This window comes from Pseudomonas sp. LS44 (genome assembly GCF_024730785.1).
GTDB lineage: Bacteria > Pseudomonadota > Gammaproteobacteria > Pseudomonadales > Pseudomonadaceae > Aquipseudomonas.
The window spans coordinates 2,854,256-2,874,265 of the sequence record NZ_CP102830.1 but is presented as its reverse complement, the minus strand read 5'-3'; the positions used below and the strand labels follow the sequence as shown (position 1 = coordinate 2,874,265).

Sequence of the window (20,010 nt, the reverse complement as noted above, 5' to 3'; positions counted from 1 at the left end):
GCTATTCCTGTTCGCGAATAAATTCGCTCGCGGACATCGGGCGCTCAGCCGTGGCGCACCCGCAGGCTGCGCCAGAGCGTGGCGGTCATCAGGATGCTGACTAGCGCCCAGCCGATTGCCTGGGTGTTGAGCAGGGTTTCCTGGAATAACTGCGGCGCGATGCAGGCCCCGACGAACAGGGTGAGTAGGGCGATTTCGCGGCGAGGCCCGGCCACCGGGCGGCACAGATAGACCAGCGCCGGCAGCAGCAGAGCGGCGCTCGGGAAGCAGCGATAGCGCGGGTCGAATACCAGGGCGAGGCTCATCACCGCTGCGGCAAACCCGCTCGCGGCCAGCCACCAGCCGCCGCGCGCGTCGAGCCAGGCGAACGCTTTTGCGCGCCAGCGGTGGCGAGCGCTCAAGGCCAAGGCCGCGTGGGCCAACACGATCAGGTTGAGACCGACCAGCAGCGCCGCCCACAGCCATTCGCCGGCGTAGCGGCTGGTGACGCGGGCCATCTCGCCCCACCCGCCGATGCAAGCGGCGCCCAGCGCGGCAAGGAGCGGCAATAGCATGGCCGCGCGGGTCGAAGCCGGACGGCCGGCGAGCAGCAGGGTGGCGGCGAAAATCAGCACGCCGAGGCCCAGCCATTGCGGCCAGAACGGCAGATTGGTCACCGGCCCGGCGAGCACGCCCTTGTCTTGGCGGTCGGCATCGAACAGTCCCCAGTAACCACCCATAGCGCCTTCGCTTTCGCGCTTCCAGGGCTGGTCGAAGGCTTCGATGAGGTTGTAGCGCCAGCCGTTTTCCTCGGCCATGGCGACAAAGCCACGAATGAAACGGGCTTCGTTGACGCGGCTAGGTACGGCGGTTTCACGCTGGCGACCTTCGCTCGGCCAGCCGGTTTCACCGATCAGGATGTCCTTAGGCGCGAACTTGTTGCCAAACACCCGGCGGATCTCGCCGACATGCGCCAAGGCGGCGTCGATGCCGGTCGGCTCGTCTTCCCAATAGGGCAGTAGGTGAATGGTCAGGAAGTCCACCGCCGGCGCCACTTCCGGGTAGCTGAGCCAGAACTCCCAGACGTCGGCGTAGGTCACCGGTTGCTTGACCTGGCTTTTCACTTCGCCGATCAGCTTGATCAATTGCGCGCCGGTCACTTCCTTGCGCAGCAGGGTTTCGTTGCCGACGATCACCGATTCGACGACGTCCGGATAGGCATTGGCGGCCTTGATCAGGGCGCTGATTTCCTTCTGGTTGTCGAGCGGATTGGCGTTGATCCAGGCGCCGAGCATCAGCTTCAAGCCGTGCTTGCGAGCCAACTCGGGAATGGCTTCCAGGCCGGTCATCGAGTAGGTGCGGATGCAGTGGAAGCGTGTGGCGAGCAGGGCCAGGTCGGCATCCATGCGCTCCGGGCGCAGGGTGAAAGGCTGGTCGAACGGCGACTGATCTTTATCGAACGGCGTGTAGGACGCGCATTGCAGCTTGTGCGTGGGCGTCGCCGCATCCGGCAGAACCACCGGTTTGCCGAGTCCGTACCACAAGCCCGCGAGGGCAAGGAGGGCGAATAGGCTGACGATCAGATAGGGCAGAACCGGGAAGCGAGTTTGGGCGGTCATAGGGCTGCGCGGCTGGTGGCAAAGCCGCGCATCTTAGCGGATTCGTAGACTACTGCGGAGCGTATTAGCGGTGTTTACGAACTCGAGAATACCGATCCTACGTTGCTCAGGCGTGATGATGCAGCCAGGCATGTTTGGGAATCTCCGACTGCGACGCCGACTGCTTCTCCAGGCGTTTCCAGAACTTCTCGTGGAAGTAGAAACCGACCGAATTGCACAGTGGCTCGATCGTGGCCACCAGCCCGCCAACCGCGATGCTGCCGGTCAGCGCGTAGGTCACGCTGAAGGCAATGCAGAAGTGCATCAGGGTGAAGGTGATGGTCTTGATCATGATCGCCGCTCCAGATTGAGAATTATTCGCCGTTGGAGTGACAGTAGGCGCTGGCGACCGGATGCGGAAATCGCTGTTATGCATTGCTTCTATAGCGAAGACTAATCTGATAGAGAAAGTATGGCTAAGGCGGCTGCTACGACTAAGGTCGCGAGTAAGACTAAGGTCGTCTGTCGTGCAGCCCCCAGCCACTTAAAGTTGACTCACCAGCAACCCGTGCTGCGGAGGACAACAACAATATGAACGACAGCCTTTATAAGCGGATCGATCAAAATCCGCGATTCCACGAGATGGTAGCCAAGCGCGAGCGATTCGCTTGGATACTCTCAGCCATCATGTTGGCCCTGTATGTGGCCTTCATCTTTCTCATTGCTTTCGCTCCGCAGGTACTGGGCGCCCGTATCAGCGACGACTCACCGACCACGTGGGGTATCCCCATCGGAGTCGGCTTGATTCTCTCCGCGTTTGTGCTCACCGGCATCTACGTGCGCCGCGCCAACGGCGAGTTCGACGAGATGAACAAGGCCATTCTCAAGGAGGCGCACCAATGATCGCGCGCATTCTCACCGCCCTCGGGCTGATGGTCATCGCCCCGGCTCTGTGGGCCGCCGGCGCAATCGAAGGCGAGGTGCAGCGTCAGCCGCTCAACGTCTCGGCCATCGTCATGTTCGTCGCTTTCGTCGGCTTCACCCTGTACATCACCTACTGGGCGTCCAAGCGCAGCAAGTCGGCCTCCGACTTCTACACCGCGGGCGGTAGCATCACCGGCTTCCAGAACGGTCTGGCGATCGCCGGTGACTACATGTCGGCGGCGTCCTTCCTGGGGATTTCCGCCCTGGTGTTCGCCTCCGGCTATGACGGTCTGATCTACTCGATCGGCTTCCTGGTCGGCTGGCCGATCATTCTGTTCCTGATCGCCGAACGGCTGCGCAACCTGGGCAAATACACCTTTGCCGACGTGGCGTCCTATCGTCTCGGCCAGAAGCAGATCCGCGTGTTGTCCGCCAGCGGTTCGCTGGTCGTGGTGGCCTTCTACCTGATCGCGCAGATGGTGGGTGCCGGCAAGCTGATCGAGCTGCTGTTCGGCCTCGACTATCACGTGGCGGTAGTGCTGGTGGGCATCCTGATGGTCATGTACGTGCTGTTTGGCGGCATGCTGGCGACCACCTGGGTGCAGATCATCAAAGCCGTGCTGCTGCTCTCCGGCGCCTCCTTCATGGCGATCATGGTGCTCAAGTACGTCAACTTCGATATCGCCACGCTGTTCAGCGAAGCCATCAAGGTGCATCCGAAAGGCGAAGCGATCATGAGCCCTGGCGGCTTGGTGAAAGATCCAATTTCGGCGATGTCGCTGGGCTTGGCACTGATGTTCGGTACCGCCGGCCTGCCGCATATCCTGATGCGCTTCTTCACCGTCAGCGATGCCAAGGAAGCGCGTAAGAGCGTGTTCTGGGCGACTGGCTTCATCGGCTACTTCTATATCCTGACCTTCATCATCGGCTTCGGCGCGATCCTGTTGGTCAGCACCAACCCGGCGTTCAAGGATGCTGCTGGCGCCCTGCTGGGCGGCAACAACATGGCGGCGGTGCACCTGGCCGATGCAGTGGGCGGCAGTCTGTTCCTCGGCTTCATCTCGGCCGTGGCGTTCGCCACCATTCTCGCCGTGGTTGCCGGCTTGACCTTGTCTGGCGCCTCGGCGGTGTCGCACGACCTGTACGCCAGCGTGATCAAGGAAGGCAACGCCAACGAAAAAGATGAGCTGCGCGTCTCGAAAATCACCACCGTGGTGCTCGGTGTGCTGGCCATCGGTCTGGGCATCCTGTTCGAGAAGCAGAACATCGCCTTCATGGTCGGCCTGGCCTTCTCCATTGCAGCAAGCTGCAACTTCCCGGTGCTGATCCTCTCCATGTACTGGAAGAAGCTCACCACCCGCGGGGCGATGATCGGCGGTTGGCTCGGCCTGATCACCGCCGTGGCGCTGATGATCCTTGGCCCAACCATCTGGGTGCAGATCCTCGGCCACGAGAAAGCCATCTTCCCGTATGAGTACCCGGCGCTGTTCTCGATTGCCGTGGCCTTCGTCGGCATCTGGTTCTTCTCGATCACCGACACCTCCAAGGCTGCTAGCGAAGAGCGTTCACGCTTCTTCTCGCAGTTCATCCGCTCGCAAACCGGCTTGGGCGCCACTGGCGCAGTCGCGCACTAAGGCGTATCGCTCAGCAACTGAGCAAGTAGAAAAGGGCAGCCCTCGGGCTGCCCTTTTTTGTGCGCGATGGAGTCGCAGCGTCGGCCTTGTGGGCCGATCAGCATTGATTGTTATGGATTAATTTTTCGTTCATCTCGGATCTTTACCCTGTCGGGCATGGTCATTGCTTTTATGGTCATTGTTTTAATGAATTTGCTGGCTGGAGAACCAAGATGGACGAATACCAAGAAGAATTGCTCGACTACCACGCCGGTGAACAGGACCCCGCCGAACCGGCTGAAGACGCCACGGAAATGTGATCAGCCGGCCTGGCGCTGGGCGCGCCGGAATTCTCCCGGAGTGTTGCCGCTCCAGCGTTTGAAGGCGCGCTGAAAGGCTTCCGCCGAGGCGAAGCCGAGCAGGTAGGCGATCTCGCCGAAGGTCAGCTCGGTATCGCGGATATAGGCCATCGCCAAGTCCCGGCGGGTGTCATTGAGGATCGCGCGAAACTGCGTGCCTTCCTCGGCCAGTTTGCGGCGCAGCGTCCAGACCGGCATTTGCAGGCGCGCAGCGACTTCCTCGAGGTCCGGCTCGCGACCGAGCAGCAGCGGGCCGAGCAGATGCACGATGCGCTCGCGCAGGCTGCGGGTTCGCGTCAGTTGCTCCAGTTCACGTTCGCAAATTTCCAACAAGTGCCGCCAGGTGCTCGGGCAGTGCGTCGGGTTGCGCAAGGCAAGGTTGGCCTGGTTGAGGCGGAGCTGGTTGTCGGTCGCGGTGAATTCCACCGGGCAACCGAACAGCTCGGTGTAGCGCTCGGCGTAACTGGGCGGTGGAAACTCGATCATCACCCGTTCGACGCTCAACTGTCCGCCGCACAGTTGGCTGAGCTGGCAGGCCCAGCTGGCCAAGACGCTGTCGACCACGAAACGGTTGTAGCCGTTGTACGGGCTGATCGAATAGAAGCGCAGCCAGGCGCCGCCGGCATCTTCGATCAGGCTCGAGTGGCCACGGTAATTTTGCGCATACAACGGTTCGAAGCGGATCAGGGTGCGCGCGGCTTCGCGCACCGTTGGCGCTTGCGCAGCAGTTACGCCGGTCAGGCCGATGCGGTTCAAACCGCCAACCTGGCCCATGCGTAAGCCCAGCGCCGGGTCGCCGGTCAGCTGAATCGCCGCATGCCCCAGGCGCATGTAGCGCGGAATGGACAAACGTGCGCGCGGCTCGGCCAGGCGGGCGATGTCCAGGCCGTATTGGTCGAGTAGCGGCAGTGGGTCCTGGGCATGGCTACGCACGGCATCGGCCAGGCTGTCGACGAAGCCGACAGTCAGATCACCCAGACGCACGCGGCCAGGTTTCATGGCTTACAACCAGAGATTGATCAGGCGCGCGCCAGGCCCGTCGCCGGCCATCTGGTGCTGCTGCGCCGTGGCGACCAGGCTCTGGCCATCGCTGCCCATGTCCCACAACTGGCCGCGCATGAACACCGTGATGCCTGCCTGCGCGCCGCTGGCCGGCAAGCGTCCAGCCAGGGCTAGACGCTGCCAGGCTTCGCCTTCGCTCAAGTCGCCGGGTTGCAGCTGCACATCCGCCGGTGTCGGCGCGCCGTTATAGCCGCCCCAGGGTTTGCTCCAATTGCCGTTGCCGGTAAGGAAGGCCGGCACCGCCAGCAGTTGCGCGCCTTGTCGGGACAGTTCGGCATAGCCGGCCGGGTACCAGCTGTCGGCGCAGATCAATACGCCGAGGCGCCCGGCCGGGGTGTCCACGACGTGCAGTGCGGACACTGGCGCGGCGGCCGTGAAGCTCTGCTCGTCACGAATCGGAAAGACCTTGCGCTGCGGCTGGCCGAGCGGCGCGCCATCGGCACCGAATACCAGGCTGACGTTGTACAGCGCGCCTTTGCCGACCCGCAGCACACCGTTCTGCACCGCCGGCTCGGGCAGCACAATCGAGCCGGCCACCAGGGTCACGCCGAACTCCTTGGCCAGGCCGCCGAACAAGTCCTGGTAGTCCTTGGCCATGCGCTTGGCCTTCATGCGCAACAACGCATCGGCCAGGCGATCCTCACCCTTGGCGGCAAACCAGGCGAGTCCAAGGCGCAGGGGATTGCTCAGGCCCATCCAGGTCATCGCCTCGCTGACCGTTTGCGCTTGGTAGATCCGGTCTTTTTCGCCGCTGGCAACCAGCCAGGTGCCGATGTGTTCAGGCAGCACCACCACCGTTTTGGCGTTGAGCAGCCCTGCGCTGTGCGCCTTGGCGAGGTAGGCGGCGAGCTTCAGGCGCAGCTGCGCGGGGCTCTGGTAATCGCTGGCGTATAGCTCGGGCTGAATGCCGAGCAAATTGCCGCGCTCGCCGGGCTCGCCCAGGTTGACGGCGACCTCGCTACGCAGGTCGGACAGGTAGCGGCTGGCCGGGCGCATTTCGGTCCACACGGCGTAGCTGCCGAGCAACGCGAGCAGTACAGTCAGAGTCAGTGAAGTGAGCAGTTTGGGCATGAGGCGGGCATCGTCGAGGTCACGGCTAAGAACCTGATTTACGATCTCGCGAGCTAGAGTCGAACAAGGCCTAGGCGGCCCCGCGAAGACGGCTGAGGAAGCGGAGTTTACGAGTAGTAAATGAGCAGTCCGAAGTCGTTTTCAACGCAGTTTGACCGACGCGCAGCAGATCGTAAGCAGGTTCTAAGGGTAGGGCGGCGAGGCAGGCTTGCCAAGCGGCGCTGCTCATTTCGATCAGTAACTTGTCAGTTTGGATCATTGAGCGAGGGGCTGGCGCTCTTTATCGTCTATTCCATACCGACCGTTGCCCGTACGTCGAGGCAACGGCATTCCGTGATTCAACGCTATGTTGTGGAGTTTCTGATGACTGCTCGCTATCCGCATCTGTTGGCCCCGCTCGACCTCGGTTTCACTACCCTGAAAAACCGCACCCTGATGGGCTCCATGCACACCGGCCTGGAAGAGAAGCCCAATGGCTTCGAGCGCATGGCGGCGTACTTCGCCGAGCGCGCCCGCGGTGGCGTTGGCTTGATGGTAACCGGCGGGATCGGCCCGAACGCCGAGGGCGGCGTGTATGCCGGCGCGGCCAAGCTGAGCACCCCGGAAGAGGCGGAAAAACACAAGATCGTCACCCGCGCGGTGCACGCAGCGGACGGCAAGATTTGCATGCAGATCCTCCACGCTGGGCGCTATGCCTACAACCCCAAATCGGTAGCGCCGTCGGCCATTCAAGCGCCGATTAACCCGTTCAAGCCACTTGAGCTGGATGAAGACGGTATCGAGAAGCAGATCCAGGATTTCGTCACTTGCTCCGCGCTGGCCCAGCAAGCCGAGTACGACGGCGTCGAAATCATGGGCTCGGAAGGCTACTTCATTAACCAGTTCCTCGCTGCGCACACCAACCAGCGCACCGATCGCTGGGGTGGCAACTACGAGAATCGCATGCGCCTGCCGGTGGAAATCGTCCGTCGCGTGCGTGAAGCGGTAGGGCCGAACTTCATTATCATCTATCGCCTGTCGATGCTCGATCTGATCGAAGGTGGCAGCACCTGGGACGAAATCGTCCTGCTCGCCAAAGCCATCGAACAGGCCGGCGCGACCATCATCAATACCGGGATCGGCTGGCACGAAGCGCGGGTCCCGACCATCGCCACCAAGGTGCCGCGCGCGGCGTTCACCAAGGTCACCGCCAAGCTGCGTGGCGAGGTCGGCATTCCGCTGATCACCACCAACCGCATCAATACTCCGGAAATCGCCGAGCAAGTGCTCGCCGAGGGCGACGCCGACATGGTGTCGATGGCTCGACCGTTCCTCGCCGACCCGGACTTCGTCAACAAGGCCGCGCAAGGCCGTGCCGACGAAATCAACACCTGCATCGGCTGCAACCAGGCCTGCCTGGATCACACCTTCGGCGGCAAGCTGACCAGCTGCCTGGTCAACCCACGGGCCTGCCACGAAACCGAGCTCAACTACATTCCCACCGTTCAGGTGAAGAAAGTCGCGGTGGTCGGCGCCGGCCCGGCCGGACTGTCCGCCGCCACCGTGGCCGCCGAGCGAGGCCATCAGGTGACGCTGTTCGATTCGGCCAGCGAAATCGGCGGCCAGTTCAATGTCGCCAAACGCGTGCCGGGCAAGGAAGAGTTCTTCGAGACCTTGCGCTACTTCAAGCGCAAGCTGGAAGCCAGCGGCGTGAGCGTGCAGTTGAACACCCGCGTCGGCGTCGATGAACTGGCCAAAGCCGGTTTCGACGAAATCATCCTGGCCACCGGTATCGCCCCGCGCACCCCGGCAATTCCCGGTGTCGATAATCCGAAAGTGATCAGCTATCTGGACGCCATTCTCGAGCGCAAACCGGTCGGTCAGAGCGTCGCGGTGATCGGCGCCGGCGGTATCGGCTTCGATGTGTCCGAATTCATCACCCACAAAGGCGAAGCCACCAGCCTGAACCGCGAAGCGTTCTGGAAGGAGTGGGGCATCGACGGCGCCCTGGAAGCACGCGGCGGCATTGCGGGCATCCAGGCTGAGCCGCATGCCCCGGCGCGCCAGGTGTTCCTGCTGCAGCGCAAGAAGTCTAAGGTCGGCGACGGTCTGGGCAAGACCACCGGCTGGATTCACCGCGCGGGGTTGAAGAGCAAGAATGTGCAGATGCTCAATTCGGTCGAGTACCTGAAAGTCGACGACGCGGGCCTGCACATCCGCATCGGCGAAGGTGAACCGCAGGTATTGCCGGTTGATACGGTGATCATCTGCGCTGGCCAGGACCCGCTGCGTGAGTTGCACGATGGCCTGGTCGCCGCTGGACAGAGCGTACATTTGATTGGCGGCGCCGATGTGGCCGCCGAGCTGGATGCCAAACGGGCGATCAACCAAGGCTCGCGCCTGGCCGCCGAACTCTAACAGGTCGTTGAAAAACTACTGCGCTCGGCTATACCGCGTTGAAATCAGGCTCAAAATGCTCATTTACCACTTGTAAACTGCGCTTTTTCGCCTGATTTCGCCTTGTCTAGCCTTCGCTCGCTACGTTTTCAACGGCCTGCTAAAAAAATAGGAGTCGAACATGACCGCAGCACTCGCATTGAATCCGGCCGTGGCGCAAGCCATGAGCAAGTGGCACGAAATGGTCGCCAGTAAAGATCTACGGGCGCTGCCCGAATTGCTCGACGCCCAAGCGGTGTTCCGCTCGCCGGTCGCGTTCAAGCCTTACGTCGGTGCCCCTACTGTGGCGCTGATCCTTAATACGGTCGTCAAGGTCTTCGAGGACTTTACCTACCACCGTGAATTTGCGACTAGCGATGGTCTCAACCTGGTGCTGGAGTTCAGCGCCAGGGTGGCTGACCGTGAACTCAAGGGCATCGACATGATTCGTTTCGACGAAACCGGCAAGATCGTCGAGTTCGAAGTGATGATTCGTCCTTTGAGTGGCTTGCAGGCGCTCGGCGAGGAGATGGGCCGCCGCCTGGCGCCGTATCTCGGCAAGGCCTGATCGGCTGTCGAGTCTTCCACAGTTTCGACCCGCCGGAGCTCGCCTGAGCGCCACGGCGGGCGACTGCCAACCCAGTCACATTGCCTGCGACACCTTTTCCCCTAGACTTAGCTCAACTCGGAATAACACTCTATCCAACGGGGTTATTCACTTGGTCGCGCGCGTCTGTGTGAGCGAACGGCATCGTCAGGTCCAAGGGGAAAGCAATGAGCATGCAGAACAAACCAAAGATGGTTGAGGCCGTGCTGTTCATCAGTGAGCATGGTGTCTGCAAGGAAATGCTCTTCCCCGAGTTCGAAGCGCTACTCGATGGCATCGTCAACATGCCTGAGTTCGCCGATCAGCAAATGCGCGCTGTGTATGTGCTGATCAACCCGCGTCTGATGATCCGCGCCGCGGTGTTCTTTTATCTGGATTTCGACGAGAAGGGCGGTCCGGACCGCGGCTGGAATATTCCCCTGCGACATCTGGCGGAGCGTTCCGGGCGTGGCCCGGACATGGGCGCCGGGCCGATCCGCCTGGCCTGCCGCAGCCAGTGCCCGGTGTCCTGGCACCAGATGCATCTGTGGGATCCGAACCTGACGCCGGGGCAGAACGATCTGGTGCTGCTGCGCGATGCGGTCAAGCGTAACCAGCTCGGCCTGCTGGTCGAGGACGAAAGTGCCCCCCAGACCGTCGCCGCCGAACGTTTGCAGGTGGTGCAGGAAGACAAATGGTTCGCACCGAATCCGGCCAAGGACGACGCCGTCAAGGTGGCCGCAAAACTTGATCAGGAACACCGCCTGAAAACCGCCCAGCTGATCAAGCAGCAACGCCTACGGCTCAGCACCCTGGCCCAGCAACACAACGAAGAACTGGCCAAGTTCCGCTTGGCCAGTGACGAGCAAGGTAGCCTGCAGCTGGCTGAAATCCAGGCATTGCAACAGGCGCTGCAGCAGCAAGCCGAACTCAATGCCAACCTTAAAATCCAGCTGAGCGCACAAGCGGAAACCTTCCAGAGCGGTCGCCAGGAAATGAGTCAGCAGCTGCGGGCGCTGGAGCGCCACAGCCAAGCCGAGGCGGATATCTTGCGTGGCCAGTTCGATGCGGAACTGCAGGCGCGCATCGCCGCCGCGGTCGCCGGATATAAAGAGCAAGTTGCCATTCGCGATGTGGAACTGGCCTACCGCAACGAGATGGATAACCAGCTGCAGCTGGAAGTCGGCCGGCTACGCCGCGAGCGCGATGAGTTCGCCAGCCAGGGCGGTGATCAGATTCTTGAGCGCCTGGCCAAGCTGGGCATGGTGTTCGTGGTCTATCACCCGGGCGCCGGGCATCTGACTATTCCGTTGCAAGACATCGCTCGCTACCAAGACAACCCGCTGGCCTACGCGGCAGCCAAGTGTTTCGTTTCCGAAACGCAGTACAGCCAATGGCTGGCCCATTATCAGCAGCCCAACTGCGGAGGGACATTGCCCAGCGGCGAGCGCTGCGGGATGTCGATCGAGCGGATCGACGCGCCGAGTCGCTTCGTTACCGGCGACTCCAACTGCTGTGCCGGCCACAAAGTCAACAGCCGCTTGCGCACAGTCGGTTAAGTTGGCGCTGGTCGTTCCCCACTGGTCCCCGCAAGCACCGCTTCACGCTCTGCAGCTTGATTGGCTGGTACGCGGCGGGATCGAAGTCGCAGTGTTGCGCCTCGACTTGATCGACCCGCTAATCTCCGGGAACAAGTGGTTCAAGCTTGCACCCTATCTGCATCAAGCCGCCACACAGGGCCTGCGAGGTCTGATCAGCCTGGGCGGTCCGCACTCCAATCATCTCCACGCGCTGGCTGCTGCCGGCAAGCGCTTCGGCTTCGCCAGTGTTGGTCTACTGCGTGGCGAACCGCAAGACACGCCGACCATCGCCGACCTGCAAGCCTTTGGCATGCAATTGCATTGGCTGGGCTATGGCGGCTATCGCGACCGCCATCGTGCGGATTTCTGGCTGTCCTGGCGCGAGCGCTATCCCGAGCTGTTGCCGGTTGCTGAAGGTGGCGGCGGACTGGCTGGCGCGCGCGGTTGTGCGCCGCTGGTGCAAATGGTGCGCGAGCAATTGGCTTCGCTGGGCTGGGCGGACTATCACGGTTGGTGGCTGGCCGCTGGGACTGGGACGACCATGGCCGGCCTGGTGCTGGCAGAGGAGGCTGGGCATACCGTGCATGGCGCGATGGCCGTGCCTGGCAATCATGGCGTGGCTGAACAGGTGCGCGATCTGCTGGCACAAGCCGGCCATGAGAATGGTGGTTATCAGCTGATCGACGCCAGCCGGGGTGGCTTCGGCAAAGTCGATGCGCCGTTGCGCGGTTTTATCCACGACACCGAGCAGGCGTGCGGCTTGCCGATGGAGCCGGTGTATACCGCCAAGGCGCTGCTGGCGCTGCGAACACGGGTGGAGGCGGGTTATTTCCCGCGCGGCACGCGGCTGATATTCGTGCACACCGGCGGCTTGCAGGGCCGGCGCGCCTCGCTGGGGCTGTGAACAGCGCTTAGCGCCTGTTTACGATCTCGCGAGCTAGAGCCAAACAAGGCGCAACGCAGCGAAGTGGAGTAACAGCCAAAGGCTGGCCCGCAGGGCGAGCGTAGCGAGTCAAACGGCTGAGGAAGCGGAGTTTACGAACTGTAAATGAGCATTTCGAAGCCGTTTTCAACGCAGTTTGGCCGACGCGCAGCAGATCGTAAGCAGGCTCTTAGCGCGGCCACTGATCGCTAACCAGAAATACCCGTTCGGCTTCCTGCCAGTCGTCTGTCGCATGCTCCTCGAAACGCACCAGCAGCTGTGCCGGCGCTTGTTCATCCAGTGCCTGCAACCAGCTGTCGAAGTGCGCGGCATCCCACAAGTCCTCTGCCTTCATCTGAGCAGGGGCCAGCCAGGTTGGCCGCGGCAATGGCTGCCAGGCGCCGCTGGTTTCTGCCAGGAAGGCTGGCCAGGAACGGCGGTGCAACCAGCGTCCGCGCTGATGCTGGGCATGCGCGCCGCGGGGAGCTTGGCAGGTGGCAGGCCAGGGATAGAACAGATAGCCGGCCATCCACAGCTCGGCCTGGATGTCGGTCAGGGCGAGGCCGGCCAGCGCTTCCAGCGCCAGCGGATGCGAGGACAGTGGCAGCTGATGATAATTGAGGTGGTTGAGTTTGAGATCCAGCCGGTCATGGCTGCCGGGGCCCAGCCAGCGGGCCGGATCGCTACCGTCGGCGTCTTGCGGGCCTAGGTACAGTTTGATTGCCAGTTCCAGGTGATGCACGCCTTGGTCATCGCGCAACAGCAGATCGAGTTCGCCAAGCGTATGGCCACCGAGCTGGCGGATCGGCAAGTTGGTGGCGAGCAGCTCGACGCCAGGTGCGGCCGCCAGGGCAAACTGCCAGAGACGTTCGTAATACAACCCGAGGCGGCGGATCGAGTGCTGGCTGAGCCAATCTTCCAGGGGTCGGCTATCGAGTTCCAACTGGCGCAGCCAGTTTTCCAGCAGGTTGGGCGAGTGCATCCAGGGGCTGGCGCTGAGCGGGTGCCGTTGCGGCCAGGGGCTGCCGTTGAGCAGCGGCGGGGCGATCAGTACCCAGGCAAGATCGCGCACATGTGGCTGACGCAGTTGGCGGGGCAAGTCGGCGAGTGAGCTGAGCACGTTCATGCAGCGAGCATAGCGCCTGGCCTCTGGTTTGCCGCTATTGCCGGCTTTCGCCCATAATTCGCCTATCGACCGTCCCAGAGCCTCGCTTGCAGGAGCCCCATGGAGCAATTCCGCAATATCGGCATCATCGGTCGTCTGGGCAGTTCCCAGGCCCTCGACACCATTCGCCGCCTGAAGAAATTCCTCATTGAGCGTCACATGCACGTGATTCTCGAGGACACCATCGCCGAGGTGCTGCCGGGGCATGGCCTGCAGACGTCATCACGGCGCAACCTCGGCGAGGTCTGCGATCTGGTCATCGTGGTCGGCGGCGATGGCAGTCTGCTCGGCGCGGCGCGGGCGTTGGCGCGGCACAAGATTCCGGTGCTGGGCATCAACCGTGGCAGTCTGGGCTTTCTTACTGACATTCTTCCCGATGAACTGGAGATAAAAGTCGCCGAGGTGCTCGATGGTAAGTACCTGGTGGAAAGCCGCTTCCTCCTCGATGCCGAAATACGCCGCCACGGCGAGGCAATCGGCCAGGGCGATGCGCTCAACGACGTGGTGCTGCACCCCGGCAAGTCGACCAAGATGATCGAGTTCGAGCTGTTCATCGACGGCCAGTTCGTCTGCAGCCAGAAGGCCGACGGCCTGATCGTCGCAACGCCGACCGGCTCCACCGCCTATTCGTTGTCCGCCGGCGGGCCGATCATGCATCCCAAGCTGGATGCCATCGTCATCGTCCCCATGTACCCGCATACCTTGTCCAGTCGCCCGATAGTGGTCGACAGCAGCAGCGAGCTGAAAATCGTCGTGGCCAAGGACATGCAGATCTACCCGCTGATTTCCTGCGACGGGCAGAACCATTTCACCTGTGCGCCTGGCGACACCATCACCGTCAGCAAGAAACCGCAGAAGCTCAGCCTGATCCATCCGCTGGATCACAACTATTACGAAGTGTGTCGGACCAAGTTGGGCTGGGGTAGCCGCCTGGATAACGGGGGCGACTGATGCTCGATCCGGCCCGCAGCTATGACGTGATCGGCGATGTGCACGGCTGTGCGCGCACCCTCGAGCTCCTGCTCGAGACCCTCGGTTATCGCCGCCAGAGCGGTGTATGGCGGCATCCGCAGCGGATGGCGCTGTTTCTCGGTGACATCATCGACCGCGGCCCGCGCATCCGCGAGGCGCTGCATCTGGTGCACGACATGGTCAATGCCGGCCAGGCGTTATGCATCATGGGCAACCACGAATTCAATGCGTTGGGTTGGTGTACGTCAGCGGCGCCCGATAGCAACCGGCAGTTCGTTCACGAGCACACGCCGCGCCATGCGCGGTTGATCCGCCAGACCCTGGAGCAGTTTGAGCATTACCCTGGAGACTGGCGCGATTTCCTCGGCTGGTTCCATGAGCTGCCGTTGTTTATCGATGCCGGACGCTTCCGCCTGGTGCACGCCTGCTGGGATGCCGGTTTGATCGATGCGCTGCGCGGCAGGTATCCGGATGGGCGAATCGACAGCGCATTTCTGCAGGCCTCGTCGGTGTCGGGAAGTTTTGCTTCGCAGGTGTTCAACCGGTTGCTGCGTGGCACCGACATGCGCCTGCCAGATGGCCTGACGCTAACCAGCGATGATGGCTTCACTCGGGCGTTTTTCCGCACCAAATTCTGGGAAGAAGATCCGCAGACCTACGGCGACATCGTCTTCCAGCCTGATGCACTACCCGACGATGTGGCGAGTATGCCGCTGAGTGCGGCGGACAAAAACGCGCTGCTGCGCTACGGCGCCAAGGAGCCAATGCTGTTTGTCGGGCATTACTGGCGCAGCGGCCAACCGGCGCCGATTCGCCCCAATCTCGCCTGCCTGGATTACAGCGCGGTGCTCTACGGCAAGCTGGTGGCATACCGTCTGGATCAAGAAACCCTTATCGACCCAGGCAAATTCGTCTGGGTCGATGTCGAGCGCCCGGAGGCGTTGCAATGAGTCCTGTGGAAGTGCTGCGCCTGCCGGCGAAGGTCAATTTGAGCGGTTTCGTCACTTTGCTGCAGCGCCTCAATGTGCCGCACCGGGTCAGTGAGGAGCGCGGCGAACAGGTGCTCTGGGTGCCCAACGAACGGGTGGCCGAAGATGTGCGCGCGCTCTACACGCGCTTCCCTGAAGGCGATCCGAATTTCCAGCTGGGCGCGGATAAACCTGTCGCCCGGCCCAATTTTCTTCAGCAATTGCGCGATAGCCCGCTGACCACGGCGGTACTGTTGGCGACGTTGCTGGTCGCGGCGGTGACGCTGCTCGGTTCGAATTTCGAGGCGATTCGCTGGCTGAGCTTCCAAGACTTCCGTATCGACGGCGAATACGCCTACTTCGTACCGCTGGCCGAGAGTTTAGCGGCTGGCCAATGGTGGCGGCTGGCGACACCAATGCTGATCCACTTCGGCGTGCTGCACCTGGCCATGAACGCCATGTGGTACTGGGAGCTGGGGCGGCGTATCGAGGCGCGGCAGGGCTGGCTGATGCTGCTCGGCCTGACCCTGGTATTCAGTGTCGCGTCGAATTTCGTGCAATACCGCTGGACCGGCCCGTCGTTGTTCGGCGGCTTGTCCGGCGTGCTCTACGGGTTGCTGGGGCATTGCTGGATCTTCCAGTGGCTGGCGCCCAATCCGGCCTATCGGCTGCCCAAGGGCGTGGCGGTGATGATGCTGATCTGGCTGCTGGTCTGCCTGTCCGGGGTTATCGACGCACTGGGATTTGGCGCGATTGCCAACGGCGCGCATGTCGGCGGACTGCTGATCGGCTGCGTCACCGGCCTGCTCGGCGGTGCGCTGGCGCGTTGGCGCCGGTAGTCCGACTACGTCCCGCTGTGCTCGCGGGCATTTGCCTCAGCCGGTAAACTGCCGCTTTGTTTTTGGAGACGTGTATGTCGTCCTTTGTTGAAATGATCGAAAACATTACCCCCGAGATCTATCAGAGCCTCAAGCTGGCGGTAGAAATCGGTAAATGGTCCGACGGTCGCAAGCTGACCCAGGAGCAAAAGGAACTCTCGCTGCAGGCGCTGATCGCCTGGGAAATGCAGAACCTGCCGGAAGACCAGCGGATCGGCTACATGGGCCCGCAGGAATGCAACTCGAAGGCCGAGCCGGTGGCGAATCTGTTGTTCAGCACCTCGGCTACCGTGCACTGATGGTCGAATTGGCCCGCGGTGCATTGAGCAAGATGGCGGCGCGCCTCGACGCGCCGGTGCAGTACGCCTTCCGCCTGGATGGCGAGGAATTGCCGATCAATCCGCTGATCGGCAAGACCGTCCGCCTCGAATACCTAGGGGCTATTCATTGCAGTCACTGTGGGCGGCGCACCAAAACCAGTTTCAGCCAGGGTTACTGCTACCCGTGCATGCAGAAACTGGCGCAGTGCGACATCTGCATCATGAGCCCGGAGCGTTGCCACTACGACCAGGGCACCTGCCGCGAGCCGGCATGGGGCGAGCAGTTCTGCATGACCGACCATGTGGTCTATCTGGCCAACTCCTCCGGGGTCAAAGTCGGGATTACCCGCGCCACGCAGATTCCCACCCGTTGGATCGATCAGGGTGCGACGCAGGCGTTACCGATTCTGCGGGTTGCGACCCGCCAGCAATCCGGCTTGGTCGAGGATCTTCTGCGTAGCCAGGTGGCCGATCGCACCAACTGGCGCGCGCTGCTCAAGGGCGATGCTGCGCCGGTCGATCTGCTCGCTATCCGCGAGCAACTGTTCGACCACTGCGGCGATGGCTTGCGCGAACTTCAGCAGCGTTTCGGCTTGCAGGCCATTCAGCCGCTTGCCGATCAGCAGCCGGTGGAAATCCGCTATCCGATCGAGGCTTACCCGGCCAAATTGACCAGCTTTAATCTAGACAAGGAACCGCATGCCGAGGGAACGCTGCTCGGCATCAAGGGCCAGTATCTAATGTTCGATACCGGCGTCATCAACATCCGCAAGTACACGGCCTACCAGCTCGCCATTCACCAGTGACCAACTCGCCGTGTTGCATCCGTAGAAGGGCCACAAGCCATGCGCAACGAACAACCGAAGATGATTTACCTGAAGGACTATCAGGCGCCTGAGTACCTGATCGATGAGACGCACCTGACCTTCGAGTTGTTCGAGGACCACACCCTGGTTCATGCGCAACTGGTGATGCGCCGCAATCCCGCGCGGGGCGCCGGCTTGCCGCCACTGGTGCTCGACGGCCAGCACCTCGAGTTGCTGAGCGTGGCGCTGGATAGCACCGAGCTGAGTGCAGCGGACTATCAGCTGAGCGAGAGCACGCTGACCCTGCAGCCAAAGGCCGCCAACTTCATCATCGACAGTTCGGTGCGTATCCATCCGGAAAGCAACACCGCGCTGGAAGGCCTGTACAAGTCCGGCAGCATGTTCTGCACCCAGTGCGAGGCCGAAGGCTTCCGCAAGATCACCTATTACCTCGACCGCCCGGACGTGATGAGCAAGTTCACCACGACCCTGAGCGGCGAGCAGCACACCTATCCGGTGCTGCTTTCCAACGGCAACCTGATCGCCAGCGGCCCGGACGAGAACGGCCGGCACTGGGCGACCTGGGAAGACCCATTCATGAAGCCGGCCTACCTGTTTGCCCTGGTCGCCGGCGACCTGTGGTGCGTCGAGGACAGCTTCACCACCATGAGCCAGCGCGAAGTGGCCCTGCGCATCTATGTCGAGCCGGAAAATATCGACAAGTGCCAGCACGCCATGGACAGCCTGAAGAAGTCCATGCGCTGGGACGAGGAGGTCTATGGCCGCGAGTACGACCTGGACATCTTCATGATCGTCGCGGTCAACGACTTCAACATGGGCGCCATGGAGAACAAGGGGCTCAATATCTTCAACTCCAGCTGTGTACTGGCTCGTGCTGAAACCGCCACCGATGCCGCGCACCAGCGCGTCGAAGGGGTAGTGGCCCACGAGTATTTCCACAACTGGTCGGGCAACCGCGTGACCTGTCGCGATTGGTTCCAGCTGTCGCTGAAAGAAGGCTTCACCGTGTTCCGCGACGCCGAGTTCAGTGCCGACATGAACTCGCGCACCGTCAAACGCATCGAGGATGTGGCTTTCCTGCGCACCAACCAGTTTGCCGAAGATGCAGGCCCGATGGCCCATCCGGTGCGCCCAGACTCCTTTATGGAGATTTCCAACTTCTACACCCTGACGGTCTATGAGAAGGGCTCGGAAGTGGTGCGGATGATCCACACCCTGTTGGGCGCTGAAGGCTTCCGCAAGGGTACCGATCTGTACTTCGAGCGCCACGATGGCCAGGCGGTGACCTGCGACGACTTCGTCAAGGCCATGGAAGATGCCAGCGGCGCCGACTTCACCCAGTTCAAACGCTGGTATAGCCAGGCAGGCACGCCGCGTCTGGCGGTCAGCGAGGCATACGATGCGGCGGCCAATACTTACAGCCTGACCTTCCGCCAGAGCTGCCCGGCCACGCCGGGACAGAGCGAAAAGCTGCCGTTCGTGATTCCGGTCGAGCTGGGCTTGCTGGACGGGCAGGGCACTGATCTGCCACTACAACTGGTCGGCGAAGCGGAAGCGCAGGGCAGCAGTCGGGTGCTTTCCGTTACGCGCGCCGAGCAGGTGTTCACCTTTATCGGCGTTGAGCAAAAACCGCTGCCATCGCTGCTGCGTGGGCTGTCGGCGCCGGTCAAATTGAACTTCCCTTACGATCGCGATCAGCTGATGTTCCTGATGAAGCACGATTCCGACGGCTTCAATCGTTGGGATGCCGGCCAGCAGTTGTCGGTGCAGGTGCTGCAGGAGCTGATCGGCCAGCATCAGCGCGGTGAAGCGCTGGTACTCGATCAGCGCTTGGTCACGGCGTTGAGCTCGGTATTGGCGGATCAAACGCTGGACCAGGCCATGGTCGCCGAAATGCTGTCGCTGCCGAGTGAGGCTTATCTCACCGAAATCAGTGGAGTGGCCGATGTCGAGGCTATTCATGCCGCCCGCCAATTCGCCCGTCAGCAACTGGCCGAGGCGCTGTTCGAACCGTTGTGGCAGCGCTACCAGGCCAATCGCGAAGTGTCGCGGCAGAACCCGTATGTCGCCGAGGCCGGCCATTTTGCGCGGCGCGGTTTGCAGAACATTGCGCTGTCCTATCTCATACTGACCGGTAAGCCCGAGGTGCTGAGCGCGACGCTTGAGCAGTACGAGAGCTGCGACAACATGACCGAGCGCCTGACGGCGTTGGCGGTATTGGTCAATTCGCCGTTCGAGGAGGAGAGGGCCAAGGCGCTTGCGGCCTTTGCCGAGCACTTCAAGGACAACCCGCTGGTCATGGATCAATGGTTCAGCGTGCAGGCCGCAAGCATTTTGCCGGGCGGCTTGGCGCGGGTGCAGCAGTTGATGCAGCACTCGGCTTTCAATCTGAAGAACCCCAATAAAGTTCGCGCATTGATCGGCGCCTTCGCTGGGCAAAACCTGGTCAACTTCCACAGCGCGGACGGCTCGGGCTATCGCTTCCTGGCGGATATCGTCATCGGTCTGAATGGCTTCAATCCGCAGATCGCATCGCGCCAACTCGCGCCGTTGACGCGTTGGCGCAAATATGACGGAAGTCGCCAAGCGCTGATGAAGGCCGAGCTGGAGCGGATTCTTGCCTCGGGCGATCTCTCCAGCGACGTCTACGAAGTGGTCAGCAAAAGTCTGGTCTGAGGCGGCGCTGTTGCAAAAAAAAGTGTTACCGGCCCGTGGCTGGTAACACTTTTTTGTTACCGCGCAGAAATGCCCGCGAATTAAAAATGCTATTT

17 protein-coding genes are annotated in these 20,010 nt (G+C 61.9%); 12 read left to right on the top strand and 5 right to left on the bottom strand.

Annotated features, from left to right (window positions below; translation table 11 throughout):
• Nucleotides 1-44: 44 nt before the first annotated feature.
• Entirely contained in the window at nt 45-1,598 is a 1,554-nt protein-coding gene (locus tag NVV93_RS12745; protein WP_258251018.1) for a beta (1-6) glucans synthase, read from the bottom strand.
• Between the two features lie 106 nt (nt 1,599-1,704).
• Nucleotides 1,705-1,929, bottom strand: coding sequence for a DUF2061 domain-containing protein (locus NVV93_RS12740; protein ID WP_258251017.1), 225 nt, complete (start codon nt 1,927-1,929; stop codon nt 1,705-1,707).
• A 239-nt stretch (nt 1,930-2,168) separates the two neighbouring features.
• Here NVV93_RS12740 and NVV93_RS12735 point away from each other — a divergent pair, with 239 nt between their 5' ends.
• Complete coding sequence (locus NVV93_RS12735) at nt 2,169-2,480, top strand: DUF485 domain-containing protein (RefSeq protein WP_258251016.1); 312 nt, start codon at nt 2,169-2,171, stop codon at nt 2,478-2,480.
• Nucleotides 2,477-4,135, top strand: coding sequence for a cation acetate symporter (locus tag NVV93_RS12730; RefSeq protein ID WP_258251015.1), 1,659 nt, complete (start codon nt 2,477-2,479; stop codon nt 4,133-4,135). The genes NVV93_RS12735 and NVV93_RS12730 overlap by 4 nt, the downstream gene beginning before the upstream one ends.
• A gap of 299 nt (nt 4,136-4,434) precedes the next feature.
• Here NVV93_RS12730 and NVV93_RS12725 read toward each other — a convergent pair whose 3' ends face one another.
• Together NVV93_RS12725 and NVV93_RS12720 are read right to left on the bottom strand one after the other, a co-directional pair.
• Complete coding sequence (locus NVV93_RS12725) at nt 4,435-5,472, bottom strand: AraC family transcriptional regulator (RefSeq protein ID WP_258251014.1); 1,038 nt, start codon at nt 5,470-5,472, stop codon at nt 4,435-4,437.
• 3 nt (nt 5,473-5,475) lie between these two features.
• A complete protein-coding gene (locus NVV93_RS12720) occupies nt 5,476-6,606 on the bottom strand; it encodes a carbon-nitrogen hydrolase family protein (RefSeq protein ID WP_258251013.1) in 1,131 nt (376 codons plus the stop codon).
• A 363-nt stretch (nt 6,607-6,969) separates the two neighbouring features.
• Between NVV93_RS12720 and NVV93_RS12715 the strand changes: the two genes are divergently transcribed.
• The 4 genes from NVV93_RS12715 (at nt 6,970) to NVV93_RS12700 (ending at nt 12,091) form a co-directional block, all read left to right on the top strand.
• On the top strand, nt 6,970-9,003 hold the full coding sequence (locus NVV93_RS12715) for an NADPH-dependent 2,4-dienoyl-CoA reductase (protein WP_258251012.1): 2,034 nt from the start codon (nt 6,970-6,972) through the stop codon (nt 9,001-9,003).
• A gap of 160 nt (nt 9,004-9,163) precedes the next feature.
• The gene (locus NVV93_RS12710) at nt 9,164-9,589 is read left to right on the top strand and encodes a nuclear transport factor 2 family protein (RefSeq protein WP_258251011.1); all 426 of its coding nucleotides are present in this window, start codon (nt 9,164-9,166) and stop codon (nt 9,587-9,589) included.
• Between the two features lie 206 nt (nt 9,590-9,795).
• A complete protein-coding gene (locus tag NVV93_RS12705) occupies nt 9,796-11,166 on the top strand; it encodes a chromosome partitioning protein ParA (protein ID WP_258251010.1) in 1,371 nt (456 codons plus the stop codon).
• 1 nt (nt 11,167) lies between these two features.
• Nucleotides 11,168-12,091, top strand: coding sequence for a 1-aminocyclopropane-1-carboxylate deaminase/D-cysteine desulfhydrase (locus tag NVV93_RS12700; protein ID WP_258251009.1), 924 nt, complete (start codon nt 11,168-11,170; stop codon nt 12,089-12,091).
• Between the two features lie 208 nt (nt 12,092-12,299).
• Here the strand turns inward: NVV93_RS12700 and NVV93_RS12695 are convergent, their stop codons facing one another.
• Complete coding sequence (locus tag NVV93_RS12695; protein WP_258251008.1) at nt 12,300-13,235, bottom strand: DUF1853 family protein; 936 nt, start codon at nt 13,233-13,235, stop codon at nt 12,300-12,302.
• 99 nt (nt 13,236-13,334) lie between these two features.
• On the opposite strand from NVV93_RS12695, the gene NVV93_RS12690 reads away from it, so the two are divergent.
• The 6 genes from NVV93_RS12690 to pepN all read left to right on the top strand — a co-directional run bounded on the left by NVV93_RS12690 (nt 13,335) and on the right by pepN (nt 19,915).
• Complete coding sequence (locus tag NVV93_RS12690; protein ID WP_258251007.1) at nt 13,335-14,225, top strand: NAD(+) kinase; 891 nt, start codon at nt 13,335-13,337, stop codon at nt 14,223-14,225.
• On the top strand, nt 14,225-15,196 hold the full coding sequence (locus NVV93_RS12685; RefSeq protein ID WP_258251006.1) for a metallophosphoesterase: 972 nt from the start codon (nt 14,225-14,227) through the stop codon (nt 15,194-15,196). Before NVV93_RS12690 ends, NVV93_RS12685 begins: the two co-directional genes overlap by 1 nt.
• Nucleotides 15,193-16,053, top strand: a complete 861-nt coding sequence (locus NVV93_RS12680) for a rhomboid family intramembrane serine protease (RefSeq protein WP_258251005.1) — start codon at nt 15,193-15,195, stop codon at nt 16,051-16,053. Before NVV93_RS12685 ends, NVV93_RS12680 begins: the two co-directional genes overlap by 4 nt.
• A gap of 74 nt (nt 16,054-16,127) precedes the next feature.
• Entirely contained in the window at nt 16,128-16,391 is a 264-nt protein-coding gene (locus tag NVV93_RS12675) for a YeaC family protein (protein WP_258251004.1), read from the top strand.
• Entirely contained in the window at nt 16,391-17,218 is an 828-nt protein-coding gene (locus NVV93_RS12670) for a DUF2797 domain-containing protein (RefSeq protein ID WP_258251003.1), read from the top strand. Before NVV93_RS12675 ends, NVV93_RS12670 begins: the two co-directional genes overlap by 1 nt.
• 39 nt (nt 17,219-17,257) lie before the next feature.
• On the top strand, nt 17,258-19,915 hold the full coding sequence (gene pepN, locus NVV93_RS12665; RefSeq protein ID WP_258251002.1) for an aminopeptidase N: 2,658 nt from the start codon (nt 17,258-17,260) through the stop codon (nt 19,913-19,915).
• The last annotated feature ends 95 nt before the right edge of the window (nt 19,916-20,010 follow it).